The sequence below is a fragment of the Pseudoalteromonas sp. AWH4_217 genome, assembly GCF_056161105.1.
The window spans coordinates 97,873-115,718 of sequence record NZ_JBSWYM010000015.1; the positions used below are offsets into that span (position 1 = coordinate 97,873).

A 17,846-nucleotide genomic window follows, 5' to 3' on the forward strand; every position below is an offset into this window, starting at 1 on the left:
CTTATTATTTGTGTTCGGTCGTCTGTGTGGTTGTGATGTGGCTATTGTGTTTGAGAAACACACTGGCAGGGATCAGCACACGTCCCTGATCTGATTCAATGACCAGCATGGTCGCCGTGATCTCAGTTAGCCTGCCACGCACGCCGGCGATGTCTATATCATCATTAATTCGGCAATGGCGCTGTGCCTGTCTGGCCGCAACTGTGTTCGCAATTATTTCCTGACTGCCGAGACCAAATGCCAGCGCGACGCCGAAACACAGCATGCCGGTAACGACGATAACCAGGTTGGTGACAAAGTGCACATTGATCCCCAGTTGTTCTACCCCTATTACTATGGCGGTAAAAAGAATAACAAAATGGGCAATGCGGGTGGCGGCTTCAGTGTGGGCAAAGCCAATAGAGTGCGCACTGGCTTTAATCATTGAACTGATAAGCCCTGCCAGCAAATAACCGGCAACCATGATCAGAATACCGGTGATCAGGTTTGGCAAGTAAGCAAAGAGCGCAGCGGCAGAGTCAGTAAATAAACTTAAGCCCAGGCTGGAGGTGGCAGCAGTGGCGAAAAACAGCAATGTCAGCCAAAAAACACTTCGGCAAATGACCTTTATATGTTGGGGAGAAAGCTGCGCTTGCCTGGGTTGCCGTGCCTTTTGCTGGATACTGGCTAGTGCCTTGTTGAGTACCCGCAGCAGCGTGAGTGTCAGTTTGCTGAGTAACCAGGCACAGGCCCAACCAAGCAGGAGTATGATGGCGGCAACGAAAAGTTGAGGAAGCAGACTAAAAAAGTAGTTTTGCAGCTGCTCAAAACCGATATGTGCGCCGTTTTGCCAGTCAAAAAGCGCAGAGCCATCAGCCATGACTGGTCCTGAATAAAGCAGTTAGAAAAGTTATCAACATCGCGATCCATCCGGTTTACCAACCTGGAAGTTGTCAATAATGAGAGCTGGTTGGTCTTTAAGTTACTGGTTAAAGTGTTGTATTGAAAACGGGGTTTGTCCAGCAAGTGATGGTGAAATAAAAAAGCCACTGTGAACACAGTGGCTTTAAAATCGCTGGCGGCGGCGTTTTACAATACCGCTTCGATTCGTTTTTGGATCCCGTCGGCATCCAGGCCCATTTCGGCATGCATCTCATCCTGAGTACCATGCTTGATGAACTCATCGGGAATGCCAAGGTGTAAAACTGGCTTGAGGATCTGCGCAGCTGCTAAGTGCTCACTGACGGCACTACCGGCACCGCCTGCGATGGCGTTATCTTCCAATGTCACTAGCAGGTCATGCTCGGCTGCCAGTTTTTCAACCATGTCGCCGTCTAGTGGTTTCACAAAACGCATATCAACCAAAGTTGCATCCAGCGCATCTGCGACTGGTTTTGCGTTATGTAACAAGGTACCAAAGTTAAGAATGGCGACCTTCTTACCTGAGCGCAGTTGGTTTGCCTTGCCTATTTCCAGCTCGGTCATCTGCGCCTCAATCTCTGCTTCACCGGCAGACCCTCTTGGGTAACGCACTGCGGCAGGTTGCTGCAGGCGGTGGCCAGTGTAAAGCATCTGACGGCATTCATTCAGGTCACTTGGGGCCATAATCACCATGTTGGGAATACAGCGCATAAAGCTCAGATCGTAAGCGCCCTGGTGTGTCTCACCATCGGCACCAACAATGCCAGCACGGTCAATGGCAAACAGCACCGGCAGATTTTGCAATGCGACATCGTGGATCAGCTGATCGTAACCCCGTTGCAAAAAGCTGGAGTAAATGGCCACGACCGGGTTCAGGCCTTCACAGGCAAAACCGGCACCTAAAGTCACGGCATGCTGCTCAGCAATTGCAACGTCAAAGTACTGGCTTGGATGCTCTTTTGAGAAGCGCACCATACCAGAACCCTCACGCATAGCCGGGGTAATGGCCATCAACTTGCCGTCTTGTTCTGCCATATCACACAGCCAGTCGCCAAAGACTTTCGAGAACGTTGGCGCGCTTGGCTTAGATTTAGGTAAGCTGTGTATGGATGGGTCGAATTTGGGTACGCCGTGATAGCCAATCGGGTCGGCTTCCGCAGGCTGATAACCTTTCCCTTTTTGGGTTTTTACGTGCAACAGCTGAGGACCTTTAAGGTTACGCATGTTTCTCAGCGTATCAACCAGCATATTGACATCATGACCATCGATGGGGCCGATGTAGTTAAAGCCCAATTCCTCGAAAAAGGTACCCGGTATTACCATACCCTTAAGGTGTTCTTCAACCTTGCTGGCCAGCTCTTTGACGGGTGGTACGCCCGAGAGTAGCTTTTTACCGCCTTCGCGGATATTGGTGTAAAAACTGCCTGACAGAATGCGCGCGAAGTGATTATTTAATGCGCCTACATTTTCGGAAATAGACATCTCATTGTCGTTGAGGATCACGAGCATATCTGATTTTACATCACCGGCGTGGTTCATCGCTTCAAAGGCCATGCCCGCGGTCATAGCACCATCGCCAATCACGGCAACCACTTTGCGCCCTTGCTGCTCTTTTTCTGCGGCAATGGCCATGGCCAGTGCTGCTGAAATTGAAGTACTTGAGTGGCCAACACTGAATGTGTCGTACTCGCTCTCTTCACGGAACGGGAAAGGGTGCAGACCGTCTTTTTGACGAATCGTATGCATTTTGTCACGGCGACCTGTGAGTATTTTATGCGGGTAAGCCTGATGGCCAACATCCCATACTAAACGGTCTTCGGGAGTATTGTAGACATAGTGCAGCGCCACAGTAAGCTCTACCGTTCCCAGACCTGAGGCAAGGTGACCACTACTTTGCGAGACTGAGTTTAACAGGTAATCACGTAGTTCATTACTGAACTCGGTCAGTTTGTGTTGCGGCAAAGTTCGCAGCTGATCGGGCTGCTCTATCAAAGCCATAAGGGGATACTTGCTGTTATCAAGACTCATATTGATTATGTTATCCTGGGCAGAGTTTGCTGACTTAGCTGTCATCATTGTCTGCCATTTAATTTATAAAATCTGTTTCTGGTGTTCAGCCATACTGGCAGGCCACTTATGACCGCTATTTTCGAGGTACATGCTGCAATGCACCACAGTATAACTGAACTAGTTATTAATTTAGCGACTTATCAGTCGATTGCTAGTCTGTTTGCATCGTTTAGTGGTCTCTGGAGATGATATAATCTGCCAGCAAAGCCAGAGTTTGTGTGTCCGCATCAATGTCTTGTAATGCCCGCTTTGCTTCATCAACCAGTGCTTGTGCTTTTTGCTTTGCGCCTGACAAACCCAGTAGTGCAGGATACGTAGATTTATTGTGTTCCAGATCAGAACCCTGCGGTTTGCCTAGCACCTCTGTATTGCCTTCTATATCCAGAATGTCGTCCTGAACCTGAAATGCCAGGCCAATATTTTTGCCATATTCACGTAATCGGGCAAGTGTGTGTGGCGACACATCGGGTGCACATAGCGCGCCGAGCTCAATGGCACAAGTGAGTAGCGCTCCCGTTTTTAAGCGGTGGATACGTTCAAGTTCATCCAGACTGACAGATTTGTCGGTTGCGGCTAAATCCAGCGCCTGACCTCCCACCATGCCTTGTAAGCCAGAAGCCTTTGCAAGTGTATTGATCATGGCAATCTGGTTCTTTGCCGGTACTGAGAATGCGTGTCCAGATAACAACTCAAATGCCAGCGTCTGCAATGCATCACCCGCCAAAATAGCCTGTGCTTCATCGAAGGCGATATGGCAGGTCGGTTTGCCGCGACGTAAGTCATCATCGTCCATTGCTGGTAAATCGTCGTGGACCAGTGAGTAGCTGTGAATACATTCAACCGCAGCGGCTGCAATATCCAGGTCACGAGGCGCTGCCCCAAAAATTTGACCTGTCGTGTAAACAAGAAACGGGCGTAATCGCTTGCCGCCATTACTAATACTGTAGCGTGCTGCAGCAATGGCTGTACCGTCACTGTCCAGTTCCTGTGTAAAGTAGGTGGCCACAGTTTTGTCTACCTGGGCTCTGGCTTGGGCAAGTTGTGCTTGTAAATCCACTGCTTATTGTTCCAGCTCGTCTGTAAACTCGTTCAGTGGGCTTTGTTCATCATTGCCCAGTAAAATTGCGACTTTCTGTTCTGCCTGCTGCAGCTTGTGTGAGGAAGCATTGGCCAACTTGATGCCCCGCTCAAACTGCTTGAGTGACTGTTCGAGGGTCAGTTCGCCGCGTTCCATGTCCTGTACTATGCCTTCAAGCTCGCCAACAGCTTCTTCAAAGCTCATGTTTTCTGGTTTTTTTGTCGCCATGTGCATTCTTCACTTTGAGCTAAATTAAAAAACGCCTAATTTTATGAGTATTACAGATTGAGGTCAAAGATCTCTCGGACTTTTTGCGTTATATAGTCTGCGGGGATTGCCAATGGCTTATGAATTCGCATTTTCAAGGCAATTTAATATAATTGAGTTAAGTTATTGCAAAACTGGCCGATAACTCTGTCGATAATAATAACTGCGTGATAGATAACGGGTAATTTCCTTTGGAGGGTGTGTGGATTTAGCAACCGTGATTGGGATCTTAGGGGCCATTGGCTTGATTGTGATGTCCATGGTACTTAGTAGTGATGGCCAGATTGCCATGTTTTACAACACTCCATCAGTGGTTATTGTGTTTGGTGGCTCGATATTTATCGTGCTTTCCAACTTTACCATGAGCCAGTTTTTTGGCATCGGTAAGGTGGCCGGTAAGGCCTTTATGTTTAAACTTGAAACACCTGAAGAGTTAATTGAAAAAGCTGTTGAACTGGCTGATTCAGCACGTAAAGGTGGATTTCTGGCGTTAGAAGAAGCGGAGATCCCTAACTCTTTTATGCGCAAGGGTGTAGATATGCTGGTGGATGGCCACGATGCCGATGTCGTCCGGGCAACATTGCAAAAAGACATTGCACTGACCTCTACTCGACATGAGATGGGTGCCGGGTTGTTTAAGTCTCTGGCGGATATCGCTCCGGCAATGGGTATGATAGGGACCCTGATTGGTCTGGTAGCTATGTTATCGAACATGGATGATCCTAAGGCAATCGGACCTGCTATGGCCGTAGCACTATTGACCACTCTATACGGTGCGTTTTTAGCGAACGTAGTCGCCATTCCTATTCAGGTAAAACTGGAGCTGCGCAAAGACGAGGAAGAGCGTAATCAGCGATTGATCCTGGATGCTATTTTGGGCATACAGGATGGGCAAAACCCGAAAGTGATTGAAGGTATACTGAAAAATTATCTGCCTGAGTCTAAACGGGGTGGTGAGGCCGAGGAGTAGTTATGTCGGACGAGAACGAATGCAAATGTCCCCCCCCAGGCTTACCTGCCTGGATGGGGACCTTTGCCGATCTGATGTCGCTGCTGATGTGCTTCTTCGTTCTGCTGCTGGCGTTTTCGGAAATGGATGTACTGAAGTTTAAGCAAATAGCAGGCTCGATGAAGTTTGCGTTTGGTGTACAGAACAAAATTGAAGTAAAAGACATTCCCAAAGGTACCAGCGTGATTGCGATGGAGTTCACGCCGGGTAAACCCGAGCCGACACCAATAGAAACGATTCAACAGCAAACTGTTGAGATGACTCAGCAAATGCTTGAATTTCAGGCTGGGGATGAAAGCTCGGCGGGTGGTCGACAAGAACAAAGGGGCAACAAGCGTGGTGGTGAATCTTCCAGTACGGCCCAAGAGCAGTCCATGACTCAGGCAATAGCAGCTGCGGAGCAAGAGCAAGTAAACGAGTTGGTGAAAAAAATCGCCCAACAGCTTGAAAAACAAATCATGGATGGTGCTATTGAACTTGAATCACTTGGTCAGCAGATCATCATACGTATTCAGGAAAACGGCTCTTTTCCATCGGGCAGTGCATTCTTACAACCTAAATTCAAGCCTGTGATCCAGGACATTGCGCAGTTACTCAAAGATGTACCCGGCGAAATAACGGTGTCCGGGCACACAGACGATTTTCAGTTTTCAAATGAGCTTTACAGCAATAACTGGGATCTGTCTGCGACCCGCGCGGTTGCGGTTGCAACTGAAATGCAAACTGTACCTGGGTTTGATAAAAATCGCATGGTGGTGGTTGGTCACGCAGATACCCGGCCACTGGTCCCCAACGAAACGGATGTAGATCGACGACGTAATCGCCGGGTGGAAATATCGATTATGCAAGGCAAAGCCAAAGAATCCGACCCAATAAATGTGCGTGGAAACAACTAGAAGTATTGCGTGGTACCGATTCTTGGGCTAGGCTATTCAGCGGATTTTAATCTAATAATGTTAATGGAGAAAACAATGCTAAATAAATACGCGTATATGCCGGGTTCCAATGGTGGTGGTGCTGACGAAGGTGATGAACAGCCAAAGTAATGGCAGTAAGGTTATAATCTGATAATGACGAGTATCGATATTCTTGGGCCCCACGTCCCGGTTATTCACAATACACTGATAGCGATCATTGATAGCCAGATGATTTTGGTGTCGATAGCCGTTGTATTGTTCTATTTTTTAAAGGACAGACAAGCGTTAAGATACTCGTTACTTTGCCTCGTTTTCTTTATCAATGGTTATTTAACCTACGACCTAATTTTGAGTGTCGATGGTGGGAAAGTCTACCGTTACATTTACTGGGCAGCGATGGATGTACTCTTTATCGCCATAGTTGCCTACTGGGCACTTAAAGACAAAATGTATATGTGGCAGAGTATCATCTGTCAACTTGTGGTTATCCCCGCCCCCTTATTACAACTTTTCAGGCTCGTTGATCGCCATCTGATGGATCTCAGCTACTCAGGTTACCTGTACATGACGGTATTACCTTTGGTTAATTATGCAACCGTATTCTTATGCTTTGTGCCGCTTATCTATGTGTTAGGTAAAAATAGAAAAACCAACAAAGTCACCGAAGAAACCAGCTAACTCTGGGCTCGTCAGGACCCTTGTGTGTTGCATAGCACTCCACAGTTCATATTGATACTTGATGCGTCTTTGAATATAACTGGGCCTCAACTGATTTCATTTCTGATACCAATTTGCGCAATTACATAACCTGTTATTAGGCATAAGAAGCTGGTCGATAACGTTACTCATAGTTATACCAATTTCACTTCATACCTGTTCTATTTGAAGGAGCGAATATGACGCTAACGGCGTTAAAAATTTCTCATTTATAACAACTAAATAGCAAAATTTTTGCCTTGTTATCGACCCCATTTTCTCGCCTCAAAATAGAACACTTAATTAAGCACATTGGTATTACACGTTTGCTGATGCATCTAGTTTCAGACATGCCACACAATAACGTCAGAACCTGTCTCTAAAGTACAGGTTCTAAATAGATGTTTTTACACAGATAGCGATTAACACATTACTTGATGTCGATCTGAGTAATACTCAGTTCGGCATCATCGTTGTCTATTGCGAGTGTGCCGGAGACCTTAACGGCTGTTTTGTTACCCGAGCTATCAGGCAACGCCACGCTGGTTGTACCAAACTGGCACGACTCTAGTTTATCAGTGGTTGTGAGTGCCACGCTTAAGCAGTGTGTCGTTGCATTATCTCCGGTTCCCTGAGTCTCACAGAAGCTGGGATTTAACGTAGCCAGCTGGCTTTGTGCAACCTGTGAGAGTGAATAAGACAGAGCAAATCCATCTTGGGTGCAGTTCATTGTTACCGGGTTCTGGTTGCTTTCTGGCGTGCCTAACGTAAAGCGGTTTTCATCTTTATCACGGTACCAGATAGTGATGTCGCTAGCGGGGGGGGTTAATGTGGTCTGTGCAGGAGAGCCTTGACTGCGCCAGTCATCAAGAGACTCCAACTCCGGTAAAGCACCAGTAAATGTAATGGCAGGGCTGTAATAATATAATTCGCCCTGATTTACTGAGCCACTATCTTCACCTATCCATGTCTGGGCACCGCTTGAGCCAAATATGTCGGCTGCTAACAAACACAGTGTTTCATCCGAACTGAGTTGGTGAGAAGCATTTAATGAAAACTTGTCTGCATACATGAGTAGCTGCGGCTTTGACTGCAACCGTGCTCCTTCAATTTGCCAGAAAACTGCGGTGCGCTCAAATTCGTTGAGCGAGCGTTGCGCGCTAAAATCGTTGCCGCAACTTTGTACGGCGGAATTTGTATCCGACGACCCATTGTCACTTGACGAATTTGGATCCGCTTTTAACGGCTCACTGTTTTCTCCGCCACAGGCAATAAGCAAAACGGTTGGAAGAATGAGGGGGATGAGGTGTTTCATGCGGTCCTTCTTAACTACGGCTGGGAATATCTTAGTACGGACATTATATCGCCAGCCACAGTTAAATCGAGGCAAAAAGTGTGGTTATTTGTTAAAGCGCCGGGATCACACCCAGCATTTGCAGACATTGTGCAGAAATGATCAGCACACCACATAAACCCGCACAAATCAGCCCAACATTGCCACCAACTACCTGATAGCCGCCAGTTGGCTGGTTGTAGCCTTCGGTCTGATGCGTTTTACGCTGTTGCCACACCATAGTAACGGGAAGGAAAATAGCGAGCACAACGAGTGCGATAGCGGCATAGCCCAGTGCCATGATAAACCCCTGCGGGTAAAACAGTGCAAAGCCAAGAGGAGGCAAGAAGGTAATCAGTGCAGTGATCACTCGCTCAGATACGGTATTGCGTTTTTTAAAGGCGTCTGCAAAAAAATCGAACAGACCCAGGCTGACGCCCAGAAATGACGTTGCCAGCGCAAGGTCGGCAAACAGGGTAACAAACGTACTTACTTGCGGACTGTGGGCAATATTAGAAATGCTGGCAACGAAGCCAGGCAAGCCTTCACTGTTGAGCAAGGCGCTCTGCGCCATTACGCCCTGACTGAGCAACTGCCAGCCGATATAAATCACTAAGGGCAATGAGGCCCCGACTATCATCACTTTTCTTAAAGTGCGTATATCCAGCCCTACGTATTTAACGATGGAAGGAATAGAGCCATGAAAACCAAATGACGTAAAGATAACGGGTAGTGCAGAGATGATCAGTCCTTGTTCTACCGGCATATCTAATAAGTGCTGCCCGCGCACATAGGGAGTCAGAACAAAAAACAAACTGGCCAAAACAACTATCTTGATTGCAAACAGAACACGGTTGAGTTTATCAACTGTACTGGTGCCCAGAGTGACGATTGTTGCAACAAGTACGGCCAGCAACACTGAGCCTGCCTGAGGTGCTATCTCCATATTGGTTAAGGCTGTAAGTTTTTCTTGTAGCTGAGCGCCTCCACCCGCGATATAGGCTGCACACAAGGCATAGAATAGGAAGACCATGGAGAAATTAGCAATATACTGACCTTTCTTGCCTAAAATGCGCTTGGCTAACGTGTTTAAGGTCGCTTCTTTACTGGCGTACTGGTGCAGTTCTAACATCAGTAATGCGGTATAAGTCATTAACACCCAGGTTGCCAGTATTAAGAGTAAAGCAGTGGTAAAGCCCAGGCCTGCTGAGGCGATAGGTAACGCCAGCATGCCAGCTCCAATTGTGGTGCCGGCGACAATTAACATGCTACCGATGGTTTTGTTCTTTTGCACACATAGCCCCTAACTTTGTGAGAGAAGCAGGCACAATATAACGGTTAACTAAAAAATGAAATAGTTTTGCTACAAATCAAGGTACAGGCTTGTAATTTGTGCATTACAACTGTGTTAAGGCCATTGATATTAAATATAAAAAAAGCCGGCGAATGCCGGCTTAAGTGAAATTAAGATTTAACGAATTCTATTATTCGTCATCTTCTACCAGTGTCATCAGAGAGGTATTACCACCCGATGCCGTGGTATCAATACTAATTGTTTTCTCTGTCACCAGACGGCTGATCAACGTATCGTAGTACTCTGCACTGATCACTGGCAAAATAGCGCCCTTACGCGCAGCCAGTTGCTGACTGAAGTAGCCCAGGCGTGATGAGCGGGCAGCAACCACTGCGCCAGACAGGTGAGGATGCGCCAGAATAGCCTGTAACTGGTTTGGCTTAGCAACCTGGAATACCCCTTCGGCAACACCAGTTGCGATAAACTTATCGCGGAACGCCTGTGCTTCTTCATAGAATAACTCAGAGGCAACCGTAATTACTGTGTTACCGGCAGCCAGAGCTGTAATGACCGACAGCGCCCAGAAGTTAAACGAGGTACTCTTATCGGCATAACATACTACACAGCCGCGAGGCTCAAGGTGCAGGGTGTTAGATTCACCCGTTGGCCCAGGTAATACGATGTGTGAACGCATGCGTTTTTCCAGGCGGTTCAATTGGGCACGGGCATCCGCCAGCGTCAGGGCTAAGTCATCAGCCAACTCGTCGATGATCTCAACCGTGGCTACCTTAGCAAGTAGCTGACGTACCGCAGAAACACGGTCATTTAGCGGCGTTGCACGCCAGATCTTCTCGTCGCGCAGCGAGTTCTGCATCAGAGCTTCAACCTGCTCAACGGCACCCGGGAAGTGGTGTGTTTCCAGCTCATCTGGTGTCAGATTGGTCATCTGCACGTTATCCGGAGACGCTTTTTCTTTAACCAGGCGCAACAGGTAGTTTGGACCACCCGCTTTAGGACCAGTACCAGACAGGCCACGACCGCCAAACGGCTGAACACCAACGATGGCACCAATCATATTACGGTTAACGTAGACATTACCCGCACGAGACATTTTTGCCAGGTACTCGCAACGCGCTTCGATACGTGAGTGAACACCCATGGTCAGGCCGTACCCTGTGCCATTGATCTGGTCTATCACCTTATCGAGATCTTCGCCTTTGAAGCGGATAATATGGACGACCGGACCAAAGACTTCACGTTTAAGTACTGACAGGTCAGAGATTTCATACAAACGCGGTGCAAAGAAATACGCGCCGTTTTCGCTGTTGTCCGGGATTTTGGCTTCGAACAATAGCTTGCCGTTGCTCTTCATAAAGTCAACGTGCTTGGTTAAGGCATTCAATGCTTTTTCGTCGATCACCGGACCTACGTCGGTAGATAACATCGCCGGGTCACCAACATGCAGCTCTTGCAGTGCACCCTGAAGCATTTTGATAATGCCGTCAGCCACATCTTCTTGCAGGAACAAGACACGCAATGCAGAACAGCGCTGACCTGCACTTTGGAAACCAGATGAAATCACGTCATCCACAACCTGCTCAGGCAGTGCTGTTGAGTCAACCACCATACAGTTCTGGCCACCCGTTTCTGCGATCAGAGGTACCTGAATATCGTTACGTTCAGCCAGGATCTGTGAAATCAGGGTGCCGGTTTCAGTAGAGCCTGTGAACATCACGGCCTGAATACGCTCATCCGGTACAATGTGTTTACCCACTTCGCTACCACGGGCAATAACCGGCTGAACAACATGCTCTGGCAAACCGACGGTACGCATCAATTCGATACAACGCAGTGCAATCATACTGGTTTGCTCAGCAGGTTTAGCTATAACTGTATTACCAGTCACAATGGCAGCGGCAACCTGACCAAGGAAGATAGCCAGCGGGAAGTTCCATGGGCTGATACATAAAATCACGCCACGGGCTTCAAAACGCTCATCTTTCGACAGTTCTTCGGCACGCGCCGCATAGTAGCGACAGAAGTCGACAGCTTCACGGACCTCATCGATGCCATCCTGAGTGATTTTACCAGCTTCTTTAATACAGATAGCAACCAGCTCATCGTGATGACGCTCAAGAATATCGCCAACGCGGCGCAGCAGATCCGCACGCTCTTTTACAGGCGTTTGTGACCACTCGGCAAAGGCATTTTCGGCATTGCTCAGAATGCTTTGCATGTAGGCGTCATCGTGCATAGGAACATGGCCGACAATTTCTGTGTGATTGGCCGGGTTACGCACGGCCATACGGCCTTCAGGCACGTCGCTTTCTTCAATGCGGTGCTCGTTGAACCAGTTGTCCAGATTCTCTTTAAATGGCGTCAGTACATTGATATCAGTCAGATCCATACCTTTTGAGTTCGGGCGCTCATCACCGTATAGCTCGATAGGCAGGCTGATCTGCTTGTTGTACTTATTGCGCAGGCCTTGCAGGGTTTCAACCGGATCTGGCAGTAATGACTCTACTGGCTTAGTGGTGTCGACAATGGCGTTTACAAACGATGAGTTAGCGCCGTTTTCCAGTAGACGACGTACCAGGTAGGCAAGCAGGTCTTCATGGTGACCAACCGGTGCATAAACACGGCACTGAATACCTTCGCTTTCAACGATTTGATCAAATAGTGATTCACCCATGCCATGCAGACGCTGGAATTCGAATCCAGTGTTGTCGCCTTTTGCAACTTCAAGGATGGTTGCGGCTGTGTAGGCGTTATGTGTGGCAAACTGTGGGAACAACACGTCACGCGCTTCCAGCAGCTTGATGGCACAGGCTTTATATGACACATCGGTGGTTGCTTTACGGGTAAATACCGGGAAGTGGTCTAAACCGTCTTGCTGGGTGGTTTTAATTTCAGTATCCCAGTAGGCACCTTTTACCAGGCGGACCATCAGCTTGCGGCCAACGCGTCGTGCCAGATCAGCAACCCATTCAACAACGAAAATGGCACGTTTTTGATAGGCTTGTACCGCCAGACCGAAACCATTCCAGCCATCCAGCTCTGGAGCTGAGAAGACGGCTTCAATTACGTCTAAAGAAATGTCCAGTCGATCGGCTTCTTCAGCATCTACGGTAAAGCCGATGTCGTATTGCTTGGCCGCCACAGCCAGTTCTTTCAGCTTTGGTACCAGCTCGTCCATTACACGGTCGCTGTGAGAAAACTCATAACGCGGGTGGATAGCAGAAAGCTTAACAGAAATGCCCGGGCTCTTGATTGGACCACGACCCGCCGCTGCTTTACCAATGGCATGGATCGCATTCATGTAGCTCTGGTAGTAGCGCTCAGCGTCGGCCATTGTACGTGCGCCTTCGCCCAGCATATCGTACGAGTATACATAGCCTTTTTGTTCTTTTTCTGCGGCGCGGGTAATGGCGTCCTGAATGGTCTCACCCATTACGAACTGCTTACCCATGATCTTCATAGCAAAGTTTACAGACTTACGGATCACCGGCTCACCAAGGCGGCCAATGGTACGTTTCAGAACACCAAACTGCTCTTCCTGATTTTTATCGCTGTAGTTCACCATTTTACCAGTAACCAACAGGCCCCAGCTAGAGGCGTTGACGAACAGAGAATCACTGCTACCTAAATGCGAGCTCCAGTCACCTTTGGCCAGTTTGTCACGAATAAGCTGATCCTGAGTTTCTTTATCTGGCACGCGAAGTAGGGCTTCAGCCAGACACATCAGTACTACGCCTTCTTCTGACGACAGAGAGAATTCGTTCAGCAGTGCGTCTACACCATTCTGGCCATCCTGATCGCGACGAATATTCAAAACCATCTGACGGGCTCTTTCCCAGGCACGGCTACGTGCCGTTACGCCGACTTCTGCCAGCGGCAGAATATGGTCGATAACTTCGTTTTCATCGATGCGGTAAAAATCGCGGATCTTCTGTCTGATAGGACAGGTGGTTGTCAAATCGCCGTTATAAAGCATAACTCAGCCTCATAAAATAAGAGTCAAAAATGATTGTAAATTGAACAACTTAATGCTTTGCATGCTAACAAGGTTGGTAAGTGCTTGCTAGTCTTTATGTGCCTGCAAAGTTTGAGTGGCACCTGCAAGAAGTCTCAATTACGACAATATGATGCGGTCATAGTGCTAACCTTAACACACCTCAGGGTGTGTTCAACTTTTAGCCAGTCTCGCGTTCTAATAAATGGTTTGCCACGGATACGATCTTAATGTGGCGGTTACGTCAAATTTCGGGGACATTCTATCGAAAAGACAGCAGAATATGCTGTCTTATTTTTTTTGATTACGGTAAATTTGCGGGTAATTGCGAAGCTGCACAGAATTTTATGCTGAATGACCACTTCAATTAAAACACGGGTGCTCGACAGGATCGATATGGCAATTCTGGATATCCTGCAAAAAAATGCCCGTATTTCCAATGTAAACCTGGCGAAAGCCGTCAATCTGAGCCCCAGTCCATGCCTGGATCGCGTGAAAAAGCTGGAGGCCGAAGGGTATATTGAGGGCTATGCTGCTCAATTAAATGCGGCAAAGCTGGGGCAGCATCTGGTTGCGCATGTTGAAATCACGCTTAAAAGCTCCACTGAGTCTGTATTTGAAACATTCAGGCAGCACGTGCTGGAGATCCCCAATGTCGTAGCCTGCGATATGGTTGCAGGGGGATTTGATTACCTGTTGAAGATCCGGGTGCAGGATATGCGTCAGTACCGTGAAGTACTCGGGCAGATTGTTGAAATACCGGGGGTTGGAACTAACCACACCTATATGGTGATAGAGCACATCAAAGAAGATAGAGGCGTGGAAGTGTTGAACTTTCAGTGATCACAAGATGGATTATCAGCTCATGGACAGATAATCCGGATTTCATATTTTGTAACAAGCTTTTGGCCGCAAGTTAGCTGTAATTAGGAACAGACTTGTTATTATAAATGAGATAAAATAACAAAACTAATTTGTGAGGCTTATGAAACTCAAGCACCTAGTTGCCGCCATTGCGGCTGTAGCTGCGCCATTGGCGGCTGCATATCAAACTCAGGACACGCGTCTACTGCGTTTTCCTGATATTCATCAGGACAAAGTTACTTTTGTATATGGCGGTGATATCTACATTGCGGATACTAAGTCGGGTAACAGCACCCGCCTGACCGACCACGTTGGCTTTGAGACCTTCCCCAAATTTTCACCAGATGGAAAACGCATTGCGTTTGCGGCTGAGTACAATGGCAGCCGACAGATTTATGTGATCGATGCCGATGGCTCTAATCTGAAGCAGCTTACTTACTACAATGATGTGGGCCCGATGCCGCCACGTGGCGGGTTTGATTACCGGGTGTTTGACTGGACACCGGATGGCAAACATATTGTGTTTCGTGCCAACCGCACGCCCTGGGGTAAACGTATGGGGCGTCCTTATATGATCCCCGCAGATGGTGGACTAGAGCAGCCGCTGGCCATTCCAGAAAGTGGTGGTGGTATGCTGTCACCAGATGGTAAGCAGTTTGTCTATACGCCGATTGACCGTGAGTTCAGAACCTGGAAGCGCAGCCGAGGCGGTCGTGCACAGGATGTCTGGGTGTATGATTTAGAAAACAACACCTCAAAACAGCTGACCGAACACAGAGCAACTGATCAGCAGCCAACCTGGGTGAATGACAGCATATACTTCGTATCTGATCGTGACTATACCCTGAACCTGTATAAATACCGTGAAGGGAAAGCACCGGTTAAGATGACCAACCACAGTGAGTATGATGTACTGTGGCCATCTGCCGGGCCAGATGCCATCGTGTATGAAAATGGCGGCTATTTGTATCGCTTTGATGAAGCAACTAAAACCACAGAAAAGCTGACTATCAATGTGCCCGGGGTACGTAAGTACGCTATGCCTTATACAAAAAATGTCAGCAAGTTCATTGACTCAATGGACGTTTCTCACGATGGTAAACGTGCCCTATTCACGGCGCGTGGTGAAGTATTCTCTGTCCCGGTTGAGCAGGGTCCGACGCGTAATTTGAGTATGACGGCTGAAGGCCGTGAAATTGCTGCGAGCTGGTCACCGAATGGCCGTTATATTGCGTATATGAGTGACGCAACGGGTGAGTATGAGATTTACCTGAAAGACCGCGCTAATAACAATGAAGTTAAGCAACTTACCAGCAACGGGTCCATCTGGCGTTTTGACCCTATCTGGTCGGCCGACAGCTCAAAGCTGCTATTTGCTGATAAGAACCACACTATGTGGTGGCTGGATGTAAGCTCAGGTGAGCTGCATAAGATCGATACTGGCAAGTACGACGATGATGGCATCACTCAGTATACCTGGTCTCCAAACAGCGAAGATCTGATCTTTGTAAAGAATAATGCCAATCGCTTTGCTTCTTTGTGGCACTACAATACCCAAAGCAAAGCGCTGAGCCGTCTTACTGACGATATGACCAATGAACAGAACCCGGCTTTCTCACCGGATGGTCAGTATCTGTACTTCACATCGGAGCGCGATTTTAACCTGACCTTCAGCGCTTATGAGTTTGCTTATTTGTATAACAATGCAACACGCCTTTATGCCGTTGCAGTGAATGACAAGGTTTCATCTCTGACACAGTTTAACAGCGATGAAGCGGCCATCGTCAGCGAAGAGAAAGACGATAAGAGCAAAGACAGTACAACTGAAAATCAGCTCCAGGTAGAAGGCTTTATGTCACGGGTTGTAGCATTGCCTGCGAAAGCGGGTGACTATGGAGACTTAAATGGCGTCAAAAACGGCGTACTGGCGCTGTCTGAAGGCACATTGAAGCTGATCCCTAATAAACAAGATGGCAAAGTGCAAACCGTTGCCAAGGGCGTACAGGCCTATAAGCTGGCGGCTGGCGGAGAGCACCTGATTGTACGCGCAGGCGGCAAATACAGTGTGATCAAGCCTAAAGCCAAGCAGGACCTGAAAGCAACGCAACTTGATCTGGGTAACATGATACTGAAGATCGACCCTAAAGTTGAATGGCAACAAATGTATGTTGAAGGCTGGCGAACGCTCAGAGACTGGTTCTATGATGAAAACCACCATGGTCAGGACTGGGATGCTATTCTGAAGCGCTATCAGCCGATGGCAGATGCCGTGGCACACCGCAATGATCTGGACTATGTACTGAGCGAAATTGCCGGTGAGATCAATGCGGGCCACATCTATGTTCAGTCAGGTGATGAGCCTAAAGCGAAACGTAAGAAACATGGCCTGCTCGGCGCCCAGATCAGTGCGCACAGCTCAGGCTTTGTACGCATCGAAAAAATCTACCAGGGCGAAAACTGGCATGAAGAGTTCCGCTCTCCATTAGGCGAGCCTGGCGTTAACGCCAGTAAGGGTGACTACATAGTGTCGGTTAATGGTCGTGCGGTAAACACCGTGAGCAACTTCTACGAACTGCTGGAAAATACTCAGGGTACTCAGGTTGAACTACGCCTCAACGACACCCCAAGCCTGGATGGCGCCTGGAAGGTAACGGTGAAGCCAAGCGCCAGTGAAGGTGGTTTGCGTTATCTGGAGTGGGTTCACTCTCGTATGGACTATGTGGACAAGCTATCGGGTGGTCGCATTGGCTACGTTCACCTGCCAAATACGCTGTTTGAGGGTAACCGTGCGATGTTTAAGCACTTTATGCCACAAACAACCAAAGATGCTCTGATCATTGATGACCGTTACAATGGCGGTGGCTTCATTCCTGAACACATGATCACCTGGCTGGCACGTAAGCCTCTGAACTACTGGAAGCGCCGTGGTGTTGAGCCGACGAAAACGCCTCAGTTTGCTCACGATGGTCCTAAGGCGATGTTGATCAATGGCTACTCTAGTTCTGGTGGTGATGCGCTACCTTATTACTTCCGTCAGGCAGGGCTTGGTAAGCTGATCGGTACGCGTACCTGGGGTGGTTTGATCGGTATTTCGGGTAATCCTCGTTTGGTTGACGGCGGTCAGGTGATTGCTGCGACTTTCCGTATTCTGGACAATGATGGCAACTGGATCATTGAAGATGAAGGTGTCAGCCCGGATATCGAAGTGATTGATCGTCCTGAGCTGATCCACGCGGGTAAAGATCCATCAGTGGAGCGTGCTGTTGAGGAGTTGCTTAAAGAGATGAAAGCAAACCCGAAGAAGCAGCTCACGGTGCCGCCAGCACCAACTGAGTTTGGTCGATAATCAGTGCTGAGTAAGTATTTGATACAAAGCTTATCAACAATATAAAGGGGTGCTTGGCAC

The 17,846-nt window shown here is 48.1% G+C and carries 12 protein-coding genes; 5 read left to right on the forward strand and 7 right to left on the reverse strand.

Annotation, left to right across the window (positions count from 1 at the left end; translation table 11 throughout):
• Positions 1-4 precede the first annotated feature (4 nt).
• From ACXAH1_RS18040 to xseB, 4 genes are all read right to left on the reverse strand, one after another.
• Positions 5-859, reverse strand: a complete 855-nt coding sequence (locus ACXAH1_RS18040; protein ID WP_475198578.1) for a mechanosensitive ion channel family protein — start codon at positions 857-859, stop codon at positions 5-7.
• A 209-nt stretch (positions 860-1,068) separates the two neighbouring features.
• Entirely contained in the window at positions 1,069-2,928 is a 1,860-nt protein-coding gene (dxs, locus tag ACXAH1_RS18045; RefSeq protein WP_054017292.1) for a 1-deoxy-D-xylulose-5-phosphate synthase, read from the reverse strand.
• A gap of 211 nt (positions 2,929-3,139) precedes the next feature.
• A complete protein-coding gene (ispA, locus tag ACXAH1_RS18050; protein WP_475198580.1) occupies positions 3,140-4,027 on the reverse strand; it encodes a (2E,6E)-farnesyl diphosphate synthase in 888 nt (295 codons plus the stop codon).
• Positions 4,028-4,030: 3 nt separating this feature from the next.
• Complete coding sequence (gene xseB, locus ACXAH1_RS18055; RefSeq protein ID WP_253046128.1) at positions 4,031-4,276, reverse strand: exodeoxyribonuclease VII small subunit; 246 nt, start codon at positions 4,274-4,276, stop codon at positions 4,031-4,033.
• Between the two features lie 241 nt (positions 4,277-4,517).
• Here xseB and pomA point away from each other — a divergent pair, with 241 nt between their 5' ends.
• The 3 genes from pomA to ACXAH1_RS18070 all read left to right on the forward strand — a co-directional run bounded on the left by pomA (position 4,518) and on the right by ACXAH1_RS18070 (position 6,919).
• The gene (pomA, locus tag ACXAH1_RS18060) at positions 4,518-5,285 is read left to right on the forward strand and encodes a flagellar motor protein PomA (protein WP_138543906.1); all 768 of its coding nucleotides are present in this window, start codon (positions 4,518-4,520) and stop codon (positions 5,283-5,285) included.
• Positions 5,286-5,287: 2 nt separating this feature from the next.
• The gene (locus ACXAH1_RS18065) at positions 5,288-6,220 is read left to right on the forward strand and encodes a flagellar motor protein MotB (protein WP_054017278.1); all 933 of its coding nucleotides are present in this window, start codon (positions 5,288-5,290) and stop codon (positions 6,218-6,220) included.
• A gap of 174 nt (positions 6,221-6,394) precedes the next feature.
• Positions 6,395-6,919 carry a hypothetical protein gene (locus tag ACXAH1_RS18070; RefSeq protein WP_475198582.1) on the forward strand — a complete coding sequence of 175 codons (525 nt, stop codon included), beginning with the start codon at positions 6,395-6,397 and terminating at the stop codon, positions 6,917-6,919.
• 448 nt (positions 6,920-7,367) lie between these two features.
• On the opposite strand, the gene ACXAH1_RS18075 is transcribed toward ACXAH1_RS18070, so the two are convergent.
• From ACXAH1_RS18075 to putA, 3 genes are all read right to left on the reverse strand, one after another.
• A complete protein-coding gene (locus tag ACXAH1_RS18075) occupies positions 7,368-8,252 on the reverse strand; it encodes a hypothetical protein (RefSeq protein ID WP_475198583.1) in 885 nt (294 codons plus the stop codon).
• A 91-nt stretch (positions 8,253-8,343) separates the two neighbouring features.
• Entirely contained in the window at positions 8,344-9,564 is a 1,221-nt protein-coding gene (locus ACXAH1_RS18080) for an aromatic amino acid transport family protein (protein ID WP_475198584.1), read from the reverse strand.
• 190 nt (positions 9,565-9,754) lie between these two features.
• Entirely contained in the window at positions 9,755-13,558 is a 3,804-nt protein-coding gene (gene putA / locus ACXAH1_RS18085) for a bifunctional proline dehydrogenase/L-glutamate gamma-semialdehyde dehydrogenase PutA (protein ID WP_475198587.1), read from the reverse strand.
• A gap of 372 nt (positions 13,559-13,930) precedes the next feature.
• On the opposite strand from putA, the gene ACXAH1_RS18090 reads away from it, so the two are divergent.
• Positions 13,931-14,419, forward strand: a complete 489-nt coding sequence (locus ACXAH1_RS18090; RefSeq protein WP_138543900.1) for a winged helix-turn-helix transcriptional regulator — start codon at positions 13,931-13,933, stop codon at positions 14,417-14,419.
• 142 nt (positions 14,420-14,561) lie between these two features.
• Positions 14,562-17,786, forward strand: a complete 3,225-nt coding sequence (locus ACXAH1_RS18095; protein WP_475198589.1) for a S41 family peptidase — start codon at positions 14,562-14,564, stop codon at positions 17,784-17,786.
• The last annotated feature ends 60 nt before the right edge of the window (positions 17,787-17,846 follow it).